The following is an 18,792-nucleotide window of genomic DNA, read 5'->3' on the forward strand; positions in this document are numbered from 1 at the left end:
AAATATTATAACCCGATCACGCCTACGCTGTAGTAATCATTGCAAAGAGTACTTATAAATCAATATTTTGATACCATTGAAACTATGGTTACAAATATAGTTGCAGTTTTTGTAGCATATAAAGGCTTAGGTCTTTCTTTCACCAGGGAGATTAGATAAAATACAGCGCTTGAAATTTTAATTTTCATTTGTGATTCTTCACGTATTCGTTTAGAATCGCGTCTCCTTTAGTTTGGACAGATTCCATAGTCCAAACCAACTATAATAGGTAGTGGTTTAATGAAAACTCTCAGCGCTAAGCCAGCTGAAGTTCAACACGACTGGTACGTTGTTGATGCTTCTGGCAAAACTTTAGGTCGCCTTGCGACTGAAATCGCTCGTCGTTTACGCGGTAAGCATAAAACTTCTTATACTCCTCACGTTGACACTGGCGACTACATCGTTGTTATCAATGCTGAAGAAATCACTGTGACTGGTAAAAAGTCACAAGATAAGAAATACTATCGCCACACTGGTTTCCCTGGTGGTATCCGTGAGACTAACTTTGAAAAGTTAATCGCTCACAAACCAGAAGCAGTTCTAGAAAAAGCTGTTAAAGGTATGTTACCTAAAGGTCCTCTTGGTTATGCAATGATCAAGAAAATGAAAGTGTATGCAGGTACTGAGCATCCACACGCTGCTCAACAGCCACAAGTTTTGGACATCTAAGGGATAACAGCACATGGCTACTAATTATGGTACAGGTCGCCGTAAGACCGCAACTGCACGTGTTTTCCTATCAGCTGGTACTGGTAAACTCGTAATTAACAACCGTACTCTTGAACAGTATTTCGGTCGTGAAACTGCTCGTATGGTTGTTAACCAACCACTTGAGCTTCTTGAAGCTACTGACAAATATGACCTTTACATCACTGTTGCTGGTGGTGGTATTGGTGGTCAAGCAGGCGCTATCCGTCACGGTATTACTCGTGCATTGATCGCTTCTGACGAAACTTTAAAACCTGCTCTTCGTCAAGCTGGTTTCGTTACTCGTGATGCTCGTGAAGTTGAACGTAAGAAACTTGGTTTACGTAAAGCTCGTAAACGTCCTCAGTTCTCTAAACGTTAATTCGTTTACCGACTCGGACAAAAAACCCTGGATTTTCCAGGGTTTTTTTATGGTAGTTAATTGGTAATTTAGACCTTTTTCCTTGTTATTGTTCATGCACATCCTTACCCCACACCCCTTCATGACACCAGAATGACTTCATCAAATAATAATTTGCGATCCCAATACAGATAAACAGCAAAATGACAGGAAGCTTGATCAGCATCTTATTTTCCTCCAGTTGTTTTTCTTATAATCTACCTCGGCTCAAGCCGATTGATCTTTGATGCTTGGTGCTTTTTAGGTTGAATTTTAGTATCCTAGTCTATTCATTAGAAGCTCATCAGGATTTATGTCAGTCGAAAGCGCGCCTCTTCAAGGAATCACTCTCTATAGTCATGCCGATGACTTTCGTTCCCATTGGATTCGCTATGTGCTTACCGAAAAACAGATTAAATATAACCTGATTTTGGTGGATGCCGATGATGAGGATCTGGCCAGTCTCAATCCTTATAATCAATTGCCGATGCTGATCGAAAATGAACTCAAATTATTTAATACTTCAATTATCTCTGAATATGTAGATGATCGTTATCGTCAGAACAAACTGTATGCCGATGCTCCGATGCCCCGGGCAGAGCAACGACAATACATCTGGCGCTTTGAAAATGACTGGCTGAAGCTGGCTGATATCATGTTACGCCATCCTGATACGCTGGATAAGAAAGCCAAAGCTCAGGCACAAAAACAGTTACAGGATATCCTGATTTCATTGATGCCACTATTCCAACATTTTCCCTATTTTATGTCTGAACAATTTAGTATCCTGGATTGTATGCTGGCACCAATTTTTATCCGTCTGAAACAGATGGGCGTAGAATTACCACAGCAGCAATGCCGTCCGTTTTATTTATATTGCCAACGAATTTTTAGTCGTCCTGCCTTTGTAAAATCCATGACATTGCAGGAAAAGAACCGTTATTCAGTGCAACTCAAACATCCATAGAGAAACATCATGTCCGAACAAGAATTCAACCTTAGCCCTACCCGTCCCTATATGGCACGTGCAATCTATGAGTGGGTTTGCGATAACAATATGACGCCTTACCTGCTGGTGGATGCCACACGCCCAAATACCATGGTTCCTGAGCAGTTTATTAAAGATGGACAGATTGTTCTGAATATTGTGCCACATGCCGTGCATGCGCTGCATATGAGCAATGATGCCATTAGCTTCTCGGCTCGCTTTGGTGGCGTTTCTCGTGATATTTATGTGCCTATGGCAGCAGTACTCGGCATTTATGCACGTGAAAATAGTCAAGGTTTATTCTTTGATCCAGGTGAATATGAGCATACACAAAATGATGAAGATGCTTTAAAATCAAGCACTGAAGAACAAACTGAACAACCAAAGAAAAAACCGACTTTAAGACTATTAGATTAAAAATAATGGAGCAAGTGAATGGCTTTTGATTTAGTACAATATTTTGTTGAACAGATAGAGACTCAAAAGCCTGAGCTTCTAAAAGAATATACAAAAGAAGAAAGACGAAAATATATATCAGAAATCAATGCCTTAACTTTAGGAAAACTTATTACTGAATGGCGTCATAACCCACAAAAAATTTATAATGAAATCAATCATCCTGATGAATTATATATCCTGGAAATCGTGCGTCATCTCGCTACCAGTCCGGAAAATCAATCTACTCTGGATCGAGCCCAGCTTGAGCACAGCACTTCAGAAATTTTTCATTTACAGCTTATTGAATTAAAACAACTGCATGATACCGGCAACCATAATATCCATAGCATTCAGGAATTACTGACCGGGCAAATTGAACATTTATCTGGTCAAGCAGATGATTGGGTTTGGACAACAAACAAGCTAACAGAACTCAAAGGCTCTAAACCAATTGTGCAAGAAGAGCTATCATTGGAAGCATCAATGAAGGAGTTTAATCAAATGGTAAGCCAGAATCAGCAGCATCAAGATGTCGAAGAAGTCATTGTTATCAATACCCCAACATGGGCAAAGATTGTTGAACCCATCGTGGCGATTGTCATTCTTTGGGTATTAATCGCAGCCGTAATGCGCGTGTTTGGCTAAAATAGTCTGCAATAAAAAACCAGCGATTCGCTGGTTTTTTATTTTGTAAGGTTTATAAGATCAGCTTGTAAACTCTTATACCGCTAGTTTTACAGAGATCCCAATAGGTCAAACAAATTAACAGGAATTCTCTGTCTCAGAAGAATCTGATCAACTTTGAGATATAGAGTAAGCGTCCGCTGAACACACCTTCTGAATTCATCCTATAAGCCTTAATTTAGTCCCCACTTAAAAACAAGTGGGGACTAAAATTTATGACTACAAATCACCAGACATCCATCGCATCTCTTGCGAAAAAACGAAGAACATACAGTGCTGAATTTAAACAGCAGATCGTTCAGGCTTGTAAAGCACCGGACGTTTCAATTGCTTCAGTCGCTTTGCAACATGGATTGAATACAAATCTTGTATCCAAATGGATTCGCTTAATTGATGCTAAGCCAGGGAATGATCGCTCACCACTACCGAATAAACCTGCATTTATTGCCTTATCTTGCTCTGCACCATTAGATCCTACTCCTACTGACATGTTAAAGGTTCAAATTACTTTACCCCACTCAAAAGCAGAAATTGGCTTGAAATGGCAAGTATCAGAAATATCTGCTTTAGCAGAATTACTCAAGGCACTGGCAACATGATCCGTATCGATGAAATCTGGCTTTCTACCCAACCTCTGGATATGCGAGCAGGGATGGATACTATCATGGCTCAGGTGGTGAGAGCCTTTGGCTACATCAAACCGCATTGTGCTTACCTGTTCTGTAATAAACGTGGCCATCGCATGAAAGTACTGGTGCATGATGGACTGGGGATCTGGCTGTGTGCCCGGCGGCTGGAACAGGGCAAATTTCACTGGGCTAAAGTTCACCAGGGTGAAAGCGTAGCCCTCAGCCCGGAACAGTTACAGGCACTGATCCAGGGTTTGCCTTGGCAGCGCATTGGACGACAGCAAGTGGTCACAATGCTCTAAACTAGCTTGGTCCATTCTGCTATTCTCCAAACGTTCTATTTCCTCTGCGTCATGACCTCAGGCATACTGCGGTCATGAATACGCTGCCTGACTTAAGCCAACTGACCCATGAACAACTGCTGGAATTTACCAGACAGTTGGCAATGCAGCATCAACAACTCGCAGAAGATAACCAACAATTAGATACCAAAGTTCAGCATCTTGAAGCATGCAACCAACATCTTTCCATTCTCAATCAAAAATACGAGCATGAACTGGCGCTGTTTAAAAAGCACAAATTCGGCAGTAAAAACGAACATCTCACCGCAAAACAAATCCATCTCTGGGATGAAGCGGTCGAAGAAGATATTGCAGCCGTTGATCTAGAATTAGAACGATTAAATGCAGATAAAACCGATGCAGCGACACAGAAAGCCACAGTCAACAAACCTAAACGTCGACTGCTGCCAGATCATCTACACACCATCCGTATTGAGCATGAACCTGCATCAACCCAATGCAGTTGTGGCTGCCAGTTACGTCGTATCGGCGAAGATATCAGTGAAAAACTGCATTTCAGACCGGCACAGTTCTACAAGGAACAGCATGTCCGTGGCAAATGGGTCTGTGATCAGTGCGACACTCTGACTCAGCAAGCGATGCCCGCCTATGTGATTGATAAAGGCATTGCTTCACCTGAATTGCTCAGCCATGTGCTGGTATCGAAGTATGCCGATCATTTGCCGCTGTACCGTCAGCGCCTAATCTATCAGCGGGCTGGCATTGATCTGTCCAGATCCACTTTATCTGACTGGATTGGTCGCTGCGGTGTGGAACTGGAACCTCTGGCTAATGCCTTAAAAGAGGTGGTGTTGCAACAGCGGGTGATCCATGCCGATGAAACGCCGGTCACCATCATGCGGATGGGTGAGAATGAGAAAAAACCGAAGAAAGGTTATGTCTGGGCCTATGCCACCACACAGTACAATCCAGTTCAAGCGGTGATCTATGACTTTCAGGATAGCCGTTCAGGTCAGCATGCTGAAGAGTTCCTGAATGGCTGGCAGGGCCATCTGGTCTGTGATGATTACAGTGGTTATAAAGCACGCTTTAAATCAGGCCAGGTCATTGAGGTGGGCTGCATGGCCCATGCACGTCGTAAATTCCATGAACTGCATGTGACCGGGAAAAGTCAGGTCGCTGAACAGGCATTAGTGCTGATTCAGAAACTGTATGGGATAGAAGCAGAACTCAGGAAAAAGACCGATAGTACAGCGGAAGACCGCCGCGAATACCGGCAACAGCACAGCCAACCGGTGATGCAACAACTGTATGAATGGCTCAACCAACATTATCTGACGGTGCCATCGAGTTCTCCAACCGCCAAGGCCATCAATTACAGTCTGAAGCGTTGGCCAGCTTTAAGCCGCTATCTGGATGATGGCAATCTACCCATTGACAATAACTGGGCAGAGAACTCAATGCGCCCCTGGGCCTTGGGACGAAAGAACTGGCTATTTGCAGGTTCGCTGCGCAGTGGTCAACGAGCAGCCAATATCATGACTTTAATCCAGTCAGCAAAGCTGAATGGGCTGGATCCGTATGCCTATTTAAGTGATGTGCTGAAAAGGTTGCCGACACATAAAGTGACCCAAATAGAAGAATTACTGCCACACCGCTGGAAATCCGACCAAAATTAAAAAATAGGCATGGGATTCAGCGGACGCTTACGATATAGATATGTTAAATATCTTATCTAAAATTCCACGCACAAAAAAATCCCCCTCTGCCTTAGCGGAGGGGGATTTTCGAATAATGAGCTGGCGATGACTTACTCTCACATGGGTAACCCCACACTACCATCAGCGCTAAGAGGTTTCACTTCTGAGTTCGGGAAGGGATCAGGTGGTTCACTCTTGCTATGGTCGCCAGCACAACTGTTTATGGATACTTGCTTTGGTCTTATTTAGTCACTTTTCAGTGTATGCCAATGCTTTTTCCAAATCTTGCACTCGTTCAAAACAGTGTTTTGAACATCGTTCATTAACAGGTATATCTGAGTTGCAGTAGTTTGTTCGTTTAGCGTAACTAAATCAAGTCACTTTGTTTAATATCGAATCAATTGAGCTTCACTTCTTTCGAAGTTCGTACAACAACTGTTTGGGTGTTGTATAGTCAAGCCTCACGAGCAATTAGTATTGGTCAGCTTCACATATCACTATGCTTCCACATCCAACCTATCAACGTCGTAGTCTTCAACGGCTCTTTAGGAGACATAAAGTCTCGGGGAAATCTTATCTTGAGGTAGGCTTCCCGCTTAGATGCTTTCAGCGGTTATCCCTTCCGAACATAGCTACCCGGCGATGCCACTGGCGTGACAACCGGTACACCAGAGGTTCGTCCACTCTGGTCCTCTCGTACTAGGAGCAGATCCTCTCAAATTTCCAACGCCCACGGTAGATAGGGACCGAACTGTCTCACGACGTTCTAAACCCAGCTCGCGTACCTCTTTAAATGGCGAACAGCCATACCCTTGGGACCTGCTTCAGCCCCAGGATGAGATGAGCCGACATCGAGGTGCCAAACACCGCCGTCGATATGAACTCTTGGGCGGTATCAGCCTGTTATCCCCAGAGTACCTTTTATCCGTTGAGCGATGGCCCTTCCATACAGAACCACCGGATCACTAAGACCTACTTTCGTACCTGCTCGACTTGTGGGTCTCGCAGTTAAGCGCGCTTTTGCCTTTATACTCTACGCGTGATTTCCGACCACGCTGAGCGCACCTTCGTACTCCTCCGTTACTCTTTAGGAGGAGACCGCCCCAGTCAAACTACCCACCAGACATGGTCCTCGTCCCGGATAACGGGACAGAGTTAGAACCTCAATATTACCAGGGTGGTATTTCAAGGACGGCTCCATCGCAACTAGCGTCGCGACTTCAAAGCCTCCCACCTATCCTACACAAGTAAGATCAAAGTTCAATGTCAAGCTGCAGTAAAGGTTCACGGGGTCTTTCCGTCTAGCCGCGGGTACACCGCATCTTCACGGCGAATTCGATTTCACTGAGTCTCTGCTGGAGACAGCGCCCCCATCATTATGCCATTCGTGCAGGTCGGAACTTACCCGACAAGGAATTTCGCTACCTTAGGACCGTTATAGTTACGGCCGCCGTTTACTGGGGCTTCGATCAAGAGCTTCGCTTACGCTAACCCCATCAATTAACCTTCCAGCACCGGGCAGGCATCACACCCTATACGTCCACTTTCGTGTTTGCAGAGTGCTATGTTTTTAATAAACAGTTGCAGGGGCCTGGTTTCTGAGGCTGTCGCCCGCTCAAGGAGCAAGTCCTATCACAGACAACAGCGTACCTTCTCCCGAAGTTACGGTACCATTTTGCCTAGTTCCTTCAGCAGAGTTCTCTCAAGCGCTTTGGTCTACTCGACCTGACCACCTGTGTCGGTTTCGGGTACGATTCCTGTGTAACTGAAGCTTAGAGACTTTTCCTGGAAGCATGGTATCAGCCACTTCACTGTACAAGTACAGCTTGCTATCAGTTCTCAGCATAGAGTACCCCGGATTTGCCTAAGATACATGCCTACAACCTTCCACCTGGACAACCAACGCCAGGCTGACTTAACCTTCTCCGTCCTCTCATCGCATTACACAGAAGTATTGGAATATTAACCAATTTCCCATCGACTACGCCTCTCGGCCTCGCCTTAGGGGTCGACTCACCCAGCCCCGATTAACGTTGGACTGGAACCCTTGGTCTTTCAGCGTGCGAGTTTTTCACTCGCATTGTCGTTACTCACGTCAGCATTCGCACTTCTGATACCTCCAGCAGACTTCTCAATCCACCTTCATCGGCTTACAGAACGCTCCCCTACCACGCATAATAAATTATGCATCCGCAGCTTCGGCATATAGTTTTAGCCCCGTTACATCTTCCGCGCAGGCCGACTCGACTAGTGAGCTATTACGCTTTCTTTAAAGGGTGGCTGCTTCTAAGCCAACCTCCTAGCTGTCTATGCCTTCCCACATCGTTTCCCACTTAACTATAATTTTGGGGCCTTAGCTGGCGGTCTGGATTGTTTTCCTCTTGACTACGGACGTTAGCACCCGCAGTCTGTCTCCCGGATAGTACTCATTGGTATTCGGAGTTTGCATCGGTTTGGTAAGTCGGGATGACCCCCTAGCCGAAACAGTGCTCTACCCCCAATGGTATTCGTCCGAGGCGCTACCTAAATAGCTTTCGGGGAGAACCAGCTATCACCAAGTTTGATTAGCCTTTCACCCCTATCCACAAGTCATCCCCTGGCTTTTCAACGACAGTGGGTTCGGTCCTCCAGTTAGTGTTACCCAACCTTCAACCTGCTCATGGATAGATCACCTGGTTTCGGGTCTATACCCAGCAACTAAACGCCCTATTAAGACTCGGTTTCCCTACGGCTCCCCTATGCGGTTAACCTTGCTACTGAATATAAGTCGCTGACCCATTATACAAAAGGTACGCAGTCACCGGACTAAGCCGGCTCCCACTGCTTGTATGCATGCGGTTTCAGGATCTATTTCACTCCCCTCACAGGGGTTCTTTTCGCCTTTCCCTCACGGTACTGGTTCACTATCGGTCAGTCAGGAGTATTTAGCCTTGGAGGATGGCCCCCCCATATTCAGACAAGGTTTCACGTGCCTCGCCCTACTCGACATCATCATATAAGCCCTTTCGTGTACAGGACTATCACCGTCTACGGTCGCACTTCCCAGAGCGTTCCACTAGAACTTATATGACTTAATGGGCTCTTCCCCTTTCGCTCGCCGCTACTGAGGGAATCTCAATTGATTTCTTTTCCTAAGGGTACTGAGATGTTTCACTTCCCCTCGTTCGCCTTGCAACACTATGTATTCATGTTGCAATACCTACCTTATGGTAAGTGGGTTTCCCCATTCAGACATCTCCGGATCACAGGATATTTGCCGCCTCCCCGGAGCTTTTCGCAGGCTATCACGTCTTTCATCGCCTCTGACTGCCAAGGCATCCACCACATGCACTTAATTACTTGACTATACAACCCCAAACAGTCGTTTATCCTTACAAGTAGGATAAGCAACAGATTGTGATGATCTCTCATCACGCTCATACAGTTGGCGTTTCGTAGATTTAACTACTGTACAGCTTCAATTAGATTCATATACCAAAACGCTTGATTCAGTTAATTTCGCTAGAACTCATTTCTTGTAGTTGCCTACTTGAAACGAGTTTGAACAAATTATTTCAACTCAAATATATTCTGTTAATGATTTTTCCAGCCTTCGTCAGGTCAGGAAACTGTGATAAATCACAGAGATTAATAACAATGCCGCGCATTATACGCTGCTTTATCACTAAGCTCTATAAGCTATCAAACCGTTTGCTTATTCCGTATCCGAAGGATACGTGGTGGAGACTAGGAGAGTCGAACTCCTGACCTCCTGCGTGCAAAGCAGGCGCTCTACCAACTAAGCTAAGTCCCCAGCTTATCAATAAGTCAATGTATCGTTCTGTTCTGTTTGCTTCAGCACTTTCATGCTTCCTTAGTCAGATTTGGTGGGTCTGACAAGACTTGAACTTGTGACCCCACGCTTATCAAGCGTGTGCTCTAACCAACTGAGCTACAGACCCTCAGATACATCGTATGAAGAACAACTTGTTGTGGATTCTTACCAATCGTCAATCTTTCGTTAAGGAGGTGATCCAGCCGCAGGTTCCCCTACGGCTACCTTGTTACGACTTCACCCCAGTCATCTGCCACACCGTGGTAAGCGTCCCCCCTAAGGTTAGACTACCTACTTCTGGTGCAACAAACTCCCATGGTGTGACGGGCGGTGTGTACAAGGCCCGGGAACGTATTCACCGCGGCATTCTGATCCGCGATTACTAGCGATTCCGACTTCATGGAGTCGAGTTGCAGACTCCAATCCGGACTACGATCGGCTTTTTGAGATTAGCATCCACTCGCGTGGTAGCAACCCTTTGTACCGACCATTGTAGCACGTGTGTAGCCCTGGTCGTAAGGGCCATGATGACTTGACGTCGTCCCCGCCTTCCTCCAGTTTGTCACTGGCAGTATCCTTAAAGTTCCCGGCTTAACCCGCTGGCAAATAAGGAAAAGGGTTGCGCTCGTTGCGGGACTTAACCCAACATCTCACGACACGAGCTGACGACAGCCATGCAGCACCTGTATGTAAGTTCCCGAAGGCACCAATCCATCTCTGGAAAGTTCTTACTATGTCAAGACCAGGTAAGGTTCTTCGCGTTGCATCGAATTAAACCACATGCTCCACCGCTTGTGCGGGCCCCCGTCAATTCATTTGAGTTTTAGTCTTGCGACCGTACTCCCCAGGCGGTCTACTTATCGCGTTAGCTGCGCCACTAAAGCCTCAAAGGCCCCAACGGCTAGTAGACATCGTTTACGGCATGGACTACCAGGGTATCTAATCCTGTTTGCTCCCCATGCTTTCGCACCTCAGTGTCAGTATTAGGCCAGATGGCTGCCTTCGCCATCGGTATTCCTCCAGATCTCTACGCATTTCACCGCTACACCTGGAATTCTACCATCCTCTCCCATACTCTAGCCAACCAGTATCGAATGCAATTCCCAAGTTAAGCTCGGGGATTTCACATTTGACTTAATTGGCCACCTACGCGCGCTTTACGCCCAGTAAATCCGATTAACGCTTGCACCCTCTGTATTACCGCGGCTGCTGGCACAGAGTTAGCCGGTGCTTATTCTGCGAGTAACGTCCACTATCCAAGAGTATTAATCTCGGTAGCCTCCTCCTCGCTTAAAGTGCTTTACAACCAAAAGGCCTTCTTCACACACGCGGCATGGCTGGATCAGGGTTCCCCCATTGTCCAATATTCCCCACTGCTGCCTCCCGTAGGAGTCTGGGCCGTGTCTCAGTCCCAGTGTGGCGGATCATCCTCTCAGACCCGCTACAGATCGTCGCCTTGGTAGGCCTTTACCCCACCAACTAGCTAATCCGACTTAGGCTCATCTATTAGCGCAAGGCCCGAAGGTCCCCTGCTTTCTCCCGTAGGACGTATGCGGTATTAGCATCCCTTTCGAGATGTTGTCCCCCACTAATAGGCAGATTCCTAAGCATTACTCACCCGTCCGCCGCTAGGTCAAGTAGCAAGCTACTCTTCCCCGCTCGACTTGCATGTGTTAAGCCTGCCGCCAGCGTTCAATCTGAGCCATGATCAAACTCTTCAGTTTAATACTATGTAGTGCCTTAAAGGGCACCAATCTTGGCTCATCAATTTTCTGACAAATATTTCTCAAATAAACTTCGAGTAATTTCTACCATCAATCAATGAAAATAATTTCGATCAATCAATCAGTAAAAATCCACACAAGTTGTTCTTCATAATCTCTTAATGATCTTCTTGCTAATTCGTCACCAGCAAGCTAGGTCGGCTATATTACTCTCTATCTCTAGAAAGTCAACCAGTAATGAAAACTATTTTTAAACTTTCTTTCTAAAACCGAACTCAATTAAACTCAACTAAGTCACTGTTTTATCAGAAGTTTTAATCTTCATCACCGCCGATGGATGTGCATTCTACAGTATTCCCAACCCAATACAACCCCTATTCTTAAATAATTCAGCAAAAATATCACGACTGTTTATTTATTCTACAAAAAATACAGGTTTTTCTATTTTTCACTCAAAATTTATTCAATTATTGATGTTTTAAAGTAGTTTATTTACTTATCAATGGGTATTTCTAGTTAATTTAATTGCTATATCTATCTAAAAATTTTTTATTGTCTTTATTTCAGATCAAACACAACAGATGAGTTAATAAAATAGATTTACTATGGAATCCCTTACCCATTTTAAAAATATAATCCTCATCCATCCATTAAAATTCCATTCAACAAGATAATCACTCTATAGATGAACTCTGGTTAAATTGTTGAATGATTAAAATTAAGAGTGAAGCAATGCGAGAAGAAAGCAATCTTCAATGCACAGTTTTATTAGATGAAAAATAATTTAATAGGAATTCGAGCATTCATCATGATAGCCACCGATAACAATTGTATATTTTTTATTCACATTGAATTTCAGGCATAAAAAAACCGCTTAACGCGGTATCTTTTATCTCGACCATCTTGAAGGAGATGGTCGGAGCAGTAGGATTCGAACCTACGACCCCCTGGTCCCAAACCAGGTGCACTACCAGGCTGTGCTATGCTCCGATTTCAACTTTAAAAGTTGGGGTGAATGACGGGATTCGAACCCGCGACAACTGGAATCACAATCCAGGGCTCTACCAACTGAGCTACATCCACCATCATTTTGATTCTTAACATCAAGCGACCAAATGGCGCGCCTGACAGGATTCGAACCTGTGACCATCCGCTTAGAAGGCGGATGCTCTATCCAACTGAGCTACAAGCGCGTTACTGATGCAAACATCATTTGCCTTGAAGAATTGGTCGGAGCAGTAGGATTCGAACCTACGACCCCCTGGTCCCAAACCAGGTGCACTACCAGGCTGTGCTATGCTCCGATTCATCTCAGCTTTCGTATCGAACATCGTTCGGTACGGTGTGCATTCTAGGCGCGACGCCCGGAGACGTCAACACCTATATTTAAAAAAAACCGAAAAAACGCTTCAAGCGTTTATTTATCAATCGCTTCAGACATTTTTTATACAAATTTTAACGTTTTAGTCCGGCACTAAAGTTCAGCATGCGATCTAGAGGCAGTTTAGCTCGTTCAGCAAGTACCGGATCGACATGCACTTCCTGATCTTTATGCTGTAACACATGCAAGATACCATTCAGCTCGTTCATGGCCATCCAAGGACAATGCGCACAAGAACGACAAGTTGCCCCCTCTCCTGCGGTTGGTGCTTCAATCAGAATTTTATCCGGCACTGCCTGCTGCATTTTATAAAAAATACCGCGATCAGTAGCAACGATTAAACGTTGATTCGGCAAAGTCTGTGCTGCTTTAATTAATTGTGAGGTACTACCCACGGCATCGGCAATCTCGACTACAGACATCGGTGATTCAGGATGTACCAGAACCGCAGCATCTGGATAGAGTGCTTTCATATTGGCAATACCGCGTGAACGGAATTCTTCATGTACGATACAAGCACCATCCCAGAGCAACATCTCTGCACCGGTTTTTTTCTGGATATAACGACCCAAATGCTGATCGGGTGCCCAGATGATTTTTTCGCCCAGACCGTCCAGATGTTCGATAATTTCCACTGCACAACTTGAAGTGACGACCCAATCGGCTCGGGCTTTCACAGCCGCTGACGTGTTAGCATAAACCACCACGGTATGATCCGGATGCGCATCGCAAAAAGCGGTAAACTCATCGACAGGACAACCTAAGTCCAGTGAACAGGTCGCTTCCAAAGTTGGCATCAGCACGGTTTTATTGGGTGAAAGAATTTTAGAGGTTTCGCCCATAAATTTCACACCAGCTACCACAAGCGTTGAAGCTGGATGATCGCGACCAAAACGCGCCATTTCCAGTGAATCGGAAACACAGCCCCCCGTCAGTTCAGCCAGTTCTTGCACTTCAGGATCACAATAATAATGCGCCACCAAAACAGCATCCTGTTTTTCCAGCTCTGCCTTGATCTGTGCAAATTTGTCCAATTTTTCCTGCTGGCTCATTTGATGTTCTTGTGGAACACCTAAACGATCTAAATGCGCCTGCACAATCGATTTAGCTTCATTGGCTATTAATTTGGTCGCATCATTCATAACAACTCTTACTCTACCCTCATGGTTCACTATTCAATGAACCTTTCACCCTACATCCCGGTCATCTCTGGCGAAATGCTATTTTTGACCAGTCATTAAAAATCATTAAGTATAAAAAAGCCCCACAACGGAGGCTTTATAAACAATCTGAATTATGAGCGATAATCTGCATTGATTTTTACGTAGTCATACGACAGGTCACAGGTATAAACCGTATCTTTTGCCTGACCTCGTCCAAGATCAACACGAATCGTCATTTCAGCCTGGGCCATCACACGTGCACCGGCTGCTTCAGTATAGTCTGCTGCCGCACCACCATCTTTGCAGATTTGTACATCATCTAACCAAACCTGAATTTTTGCAACGTCTAAATTTGGCACACCGGCATAACCAATCGCTGCCAGAATACGGCCCCAGTTTGGGTCAGAAGCAAAGATTGCGGTTTTGACCAGCGGTGAATGCGCAATGCTATAGGCAATATCGCAGCACTCTTGAGTATTGCCACCACCTTCTACAGTCACGGTAATGAATTTAGTCGCACCTTCACCATCACGTACAATCAGTTGCGCAAGGCGTTTCATGGTACGTGTCAATACGTCTAGCACCACTGCATAACGTGGATCTTCAGTCGAAGTGATTTCAGCACCACCGGCCTGACCTGTGGCAATAAAAATACACGAGTCATTAGTTGAGGTATCGCCATCAATTGTAATACGGTTAAACGATACATTGACTGTTTCAGTTAATAACTGTTGAACCAGTTCACGGCTGATCGGTGTATCCGTCGCAACATAGCCCAGCATGGTCGCCATATTCGGGCGAATCATGCCTGCACCTTTGGAAATACCGGTCATGGTATAAGTCACACCATCCAGCTCGAACTGTTCTGACGCACCTTTCGGAGTGGTATCTGTGGTCATGATTCCAGTCGCTGCATCGCCCCAGGCATCATCACGCAATGAATCCAGCGCAGGCTGTAAACCTGTAAGCAAACGCTCCATTGGAAGCTGCTCACCAATCACACCAGTCGAGAATGGCAACACTTCAGCAGCCTGTACGCCTGCAAGTTCAGCTAACTTGGCACAGGTGGCTTCTGCATTTGCCATGCCTGTAGGACCTGTTCCTGCATTGGCATTGCCGGTATTGATTACCAGGTAACGTGGATTTCCCGCTTGCAAATGTGCTTTGGATACATGCACAGGTGCTGCACAAAAGGCATTCTGGGTAAACACCCCAGCAACATTGGAGCCTGCAGCCAGTTCAAATATCACCAGGTCACGTCGGTTCTGATAGCGCACATAGGCTTCAGCCGAACCAATTTTAACCCCTTTCACCACATGCATCTGTGGCATAGATACGTCACCAACTGCCATTTTAAAGTCCAATATTGAAGTTTTAGAAAAATACAGCTTAGTTGATCTGCAACAAAAAATCGAGCCAAAGCCTGAGCCAGCCTGAGATTTGTTATGGGTTTTCACAATAAAAAACCAGTCATCAAGACTGGTTTCTACGTTTTTAAAATTAAGATATTTTTAATTTTGTGCAAGTTGTCCAGATTCGCTTAGTAAAGCCTGTTTCGCTTGTTGTTGACTTGCACTAGAAAGTGCAGGATTAGTAGCAACAATACGGTCTGCATTTGCCGCATTAGCAGCTGCAATCGCAGCGGTCTGCAATACAATCGGACGGTTCTGGTTGGCAAAGGTATAACGGATGCCGGTACGTGGGCTTGCTACAGTCACTTGCGCATCGGTACGTTGTACTTGAGCAGTGTTAGTACCTACCGCTTGCTGAACTTTATCAATTGTTGTGGTCGCTGCAGTTTGTGCAAAACTTAAGGCAGGTATTGCCAAAGCGGCAATCATGAGCGTTTTTAATACTTTTTTCATTCAGGTTATTCCACTTTGAGGTGTTGAATGAGCCATTAAATAGCATTTAATTCCTAAGACTGCAAACAGTATTCAATTTCTGAAAAATCTTCATACATAAAAAAATCAGAGCCATGTGGCTCTGATTTTTTTTAACACTGTTTAGATCTTGCCATGACACTGTTTGTATTTCAGGCCTGAACCACATGGACAAGGTGCATTACGACTTGCCGGTGCTTCAAAGACTGGTGCTACAGGATTCGCCTGAACATTTTGCTCGGTCGTCACCTCATGTTCACCTGCCAGCAAGCCGTCAAACTCTTCATGAGATAACTGCAAACGCATTGCCTCAGCCTGTGCCTGCTGCTGTGCTTCCATTTCCGCCAGCTCTTCAGGTGTCGGTACGTGGATGCGTGACAGATCTGTCACGACATCGGACTTAATCGTACCCAGCATGTTTACAAACAGGTTATAAGCTTCTTTTTTATATTCCTGCTCTGGATTCTTTTGCGCATAACCACGTAAATGAATACCTTGACGCAAATAATCCATAGCCGCCAGATGCTCTTTCCAATGACGATCCAGAGAATTCAGCATAAAGTGACGTTCAAGCGAAGCTGCAGATTCTTCACCCATTTGTTCACGACGTGAACGGTAGCGGTTCAGTACTTCATCGGTAATGCGCACCACCAAAGCTTCTTCATCCAGACGACGGTCCTGTTCCAGCCATTGTCCGATAGGAAGATCCATCGAAAGATCTTCACGCAGCGCCAGTTCCAGACCTTCACTATCCCACTGGTCATGAATCGATTCAGGCGGAATATAGTTGGCGATTACACCCTGCATCACTTCACGGATCATTTCTTCAATATAATCCTGCAGTGAATTTTCTGCCAGAATGTCGTCACGCTGACTATAAATGATCTTACGCTGTTCGTTATTGACGTCATCGTATTTCAGCAAATTCTTACGAATATCGAAGTTACGTGCTTCCACTTTACGCTGCGCATTTTCAATCGAGCGAGACACCATTTTGTGCTCAATCGCTTCATCTTCCTGCAAGCCCATGGCACGCATCATGCCGACTACGCGATCACCGGCAAAAATACGCATCAAGTCATCTTCAAGTGACAGATAGAAACGCGATACACCTGGGTCACCTTGACGACCGGCACGACCACGCAGCTGGTTATCGATACGGCGTGATTCATGACGCTCGGAACCGATAATATGCAAACCGCCTGAATCCAGCACAGCCTGATGATTAACATCCCATTCTGCTTTCAGACGCGTTTCATCTTCAGGAGTCGGGTTTTCAATTTTAGCCAGCAACGCCTTCCAGTTACCACCCAAGAGAATATCGGTACCACGACCGGCCATGTTGGTGGCAATCGTCACTGCACGCGGCGCACCGGCCTGCGCAATAATATCGGCTTCACGTTCGTGCTGTTTGGCATTCAGTACTTCATGCTGGATCCCTGCCGCTTTTAGCTTATCCGACAGAATCTCAGAAGCTTCAATGGTGGCTGTACCAATCAAAATTGGTGCGACACCAGCTTCATGCACACGCTGAATTTCTTGAATAATCGCGTTATATTTCCCTTCACGATTTAAATAAATTAAATCGTTATGGTCTTGACGAATCATTGGACGGTGGGTCGGAATCAGCACCACATCCAGACCATAAATTTCTTTCATTTCCGCTGCTTCAGTATCAGCAGTACCGGTCATACCGGATAATTTTTTATACAGACGGAAATAGTTCTGGAAGGTTGTGGTTGCCAGAGTCTGGTTTTCCGGCTGGATTTCCAGACCCTCTTTGGCTTCTACGGCTTGATGCAAACCTTCAGACCAGCGACGTCCCGGCATGGTACGACCGGTATTTTCATCGACAATAATCACTTCACCATCGTTGATGATGTATTGCACATTGCGTTGATAGAGATAATGGGCACGGATCGCTGCAGTGACATGATGCAACAGGTTCAGGTTCGACGCTGAATACAAGCTCTCGCCTTCTGCCAGCAAGCCCATTTCAATCAATTCACTTTCAATGGTTTCAAAACCCACTTCAGTAATTTCAACTGAACGCTGTTTTTCATCAATCCAGAAGTGACCGCCATCCGGCACTTTCTCTTCTTTCTGTGCCTGTAATTTTCGTGGAATATTATTGATGGCTGCATAAAGCTGTGAAGAATCTTCACTTTGACCGGAAATAATCAACGGGGTACGTGCTTCATCAATCAGGATCGAATCGACCTCATCGATAATCGCATAGGTCAAACCACGCTGCTTTTTCTCAGCCAGCGAGAACACCATGTTGTCACGCAGGTAGTCAAAGCCAAATTCGTTATTGGTACCGTAAGTAATATCGGCACGATAAGCTTCAGCTTTTTCCATCGGATTTTGCATGGAATAAATAATGCCGATGCTTAAACCCAAAAACTCAAATAATGGACGGTTCAACTCGGCATCACGTTGCGCCAGGTAATCGTTCACGGTAATGACATGCACGCCCTGACCACTGATGGCATTCAGATAACAGGCCAAAGTACCCATCAGGGTTTTACCTTCACCGGTACGCATTTCTGCGATTTTGCCTTCATGCAAGGTAATACCACCGATCAGCTGCACGTCATAATGACGCATGCCCATCACCCGCTTCGCCGCTTCACGACAGACTGCAAATGCTTCAGGCAATAATTTATCGAGGGTTTCACCCTTATTATATCGTTGTTTGAATTCTTCAGTTTTTGCAGATAAGTCTGCATCGCTAAGGGTAGATATCGTCGGCTCGAGCACATTAATCTTGTCTACGATTTTACGCATGCGTTTGAGTTCGCGCTCATTTTTGGTACCGAAGATTCCTCCGATCAGACTTGCCAACATGAATAGACTCTCTAAATCTTGCTTGTCAAATGAATATGTTCTTAGTCGTTATTATGGTGCTAGAAATTTGAACTACAAGGGTTTTGCTGTAAAACCGCTAAAAAAATCTG

The 18,792-nt window shown here is 45.2% G+C and carries 12 protein-coding genes, 6 tRNA genes and 3 rRNA genes; 8 read left to right on the top strand and 13 right to left on the bottom strand.

Going from position 1 to position 18,792, the window contains the following annotated elements; translation table 11 throughout:
- Positions 1-279: 279 nt before the first annotated feature.
- The 8 genes from rplM to tnpC all read left to right on the top strand — a co-directional run bounded on the left by rplM (position 280) and on the right by tnpC (position 5,846).
- Positions 280-708, top strand: coding sequence for a 50S ribosomal protein L13 (rplM, locus tag HGD77_RS12470; RefSeq protein WP_004281682.1), 429 nt, complete (start codon positions 280-282; stop codon positions 706-708).
- Between the two features lie 13 nt (positions 709-721).
- On the top strand, positions 722-1,108 hold the full coding sequence (gene rpsI / locus HGD77_RS12475) for a 30S ribosomal protein S9 (protein WP_004281681.1): 387 nt from the start codon (positions 722-724) through the stop codon (positions 1,106-1,108).
- Positions 1,109-1,439: 331 nt separating this feature from the next.
- The gene (locus tag HGD77_RS12480; RefSeq protein WP_005248012.1) at positions 1,440-2,093 is read left to right on the top strand and encodes a glutathione S-transferase N-terminal domain-containing protein; all 654 of its coding nucleotides are present in this window, start codon (positions 1,440-1,442) and stop codon (positions 2,091-2,093) included.
- A gap of 9 nt (positions 2,094-2,102) precedes the next feature.
- Complete coding sequence (locus tag HGD77_RS12485) at positions 2,103-2,531, top strand: ClpXP protease specificity-enhancing factor (protein WP_005248014.1); 429 nt, start codon at positions 2,103-2,105, stop codon at positions 2,529-2,531.
- An 18-nt stretch (positions 2,532-2,549) separates the two neighbouring features.
- On the top strand, positions 2,550-3,197 hold the full coding sequence (locus HGD77_RS12490; protein ID WP_004281678.1) for a hypothetical protein: 648 nt from the start codon (positions 2,550-2,552) through the stop codon (positions 3,195-3,197).
- Between the two features lie 254 nt (positions 3,198-3,451).
- A complete protein-coding gene (gene tnpA, locus HGD77_RS12495) occupies positions 3,452-3,835 on the top strand; it encodes an IS66-like element accessory protein TnpA (RefSeq protein WP_004646130.1) in 384 nt (127 codons plus the stop codon).
- Positions 3,832-4,167, top strand: a complete 336-nt coding sequence (tnpB, locus tag HGD77_RS12500) for an IS66 family insertion sequence element accessory protein TnpB (protein WP_159373125.1) — start codon at positions 3,832-3,834, stop codon at positions 4,165-4,167. The genes tnpA and tnpB overlap by 4 nt, the downstream gene beginning before the upstream one ends.
- Positions 4,168-4,241: 74 nt before the next feature.
- The gene (gene tnpC / locus HGD77_RS12505) at positions 4,242-5,846 is read left to right on the top strand and encodes an IS66 family transposase (RefSeq protein ID WP_168730867.1); all 1,605 of its coding nucleotides are present in this window, start codon (positions 4,242-4,244) and stop codon (positions 5,844-5,846) included.
- Between the two features lie 118 nt (positions 5,847-5,964).
- On the opposite strand, the gene rrf is transcribed toward tnpC, so the two are convergent.
- The 13 genes from rrf to secA form a co-directional block, all read right to left on the bottom strand.
- Positions 5,965-6,079: ribosomal RNA gene (gene rrf, locus HGD77_RS12510) — 5S ribosomal RNA — on the bottom strand.
- Positions 6,080-6,317: 238 nt separating this feature from the next.
- Positions 6,318-9,212 (bottom strand): 23S ribosomal RNA (locus HGD77_RS12515).
- Positions 9,213-9,584: 372 nt separating this feature from the next.
- Positions 9,585-9,660 (bottom strand) — tRNA-Ala (locus tag HGD77_RS12520).
- 71 nt (positions 9,661-9,731) lie between these two features.
- Positions 9,732-9,808, bottom strand: a tRNA-Ile gene (locus tag HGD77_RS12525).
- 60 nt (positions 9,809-9,868) lie between these two features.
- Positions 9,869-11,405 (bottom strand): 16S ribosomal RNA (locus HGD77_RS12530).
- Together the 16S, 23S and 5S rRNA genes with 2 tRNA genes alongside form the textbook arrangement of a ribosomal RNA operon.
- Positions 11,406-12,318: 913 nt before the next feature.
- Positions 12,319-12,395, bottom strand: a tRNA-Pro gene (locus HGD77_RS12535).
- Positions 12,396-12,412: 17 nt separating this feature from the next.
- Positions 12,413-12,488 (bottom strand) — tRNA-His (locus HGD77_RS12540).
- 33 nt (positions 12,489-12,521) lie between these two features.
- Positions 12,522-12,598: transfer RNA gene (locus HGD77_RS12545), tRNA-Arg, on the bottom strand.
- A gap of 34 nt (positions 12,599-12,632) precedes the next feature.
- Positions 12,633-12,709 (bottom strand) — tRNA-Pro (locus tag HGD77_RS12550).
- 151 nt (positions 12,710-12,860) lie between these two features.
- Positions 12,861-13,928: a quinolinate synthase NadA gene (gene nadA / locus HGD77_RS12555; protein ID WP_005252789.1), complete on the bottom strand. Its 1,068-nt coding sequence runs from the start codon at positions 13,926-13,928 to the stop codon at positions 12,861-12,863.
- 152 nt (positions 13,929-14,080) lie between these two features.
- On the bottom strand, positions 14,081-15,301 hold the full coding sequence (gene argJ / locus HGD77_RS12560) for a bifunctional glutamate N-acetyltransferase/amino-acid acetyltransferase ArgJ (protein ID WP_005252791.1): 1,221 nt from the start codon (positions 15,299-15,301) through the stop codon (positions 14,081-14,083).
- A gap of 159 nt (positions 15,302-15,460) precedes the next feature.
- The gene (locus HGD77_RS12565) at positions 15,461-15,814 is read right to left on the bottom strand and encodes a hypothetical protein (RefSeq protein ID WP_004645181.1); all 354 of its coding nucleotides are present in this window, start codon (positions 15,812-15,814) and stop codon (positions 15,461-15,463) included.
- 141 nt (positions 15,815-15,955) lie between these two features.
- A complete protein-coding gene (gene secA, locus HGD77_RS12570) occupies positions 15,956-18,682 on the bottom strand; it encodes a preprotein translocase subunit SecA (RefSeq protein ID WP_005252796.1) in 2,727 nt (908 codons plus the stop codon).
- Positions 18,683-18,792: the final 110 nt, after the last annotated feature.

The sequence above is a fragment of the Acinetobacter sp. NEB149 genome (assembly GCF_012516415.1).
Classification (GTDB): Bacteria; Pseudomonadota; Gammaproteobacteria; order Pseudomonadales; family Moraxellaceae; genus Acinetobacter; species Acinetobacter lwoffii_V.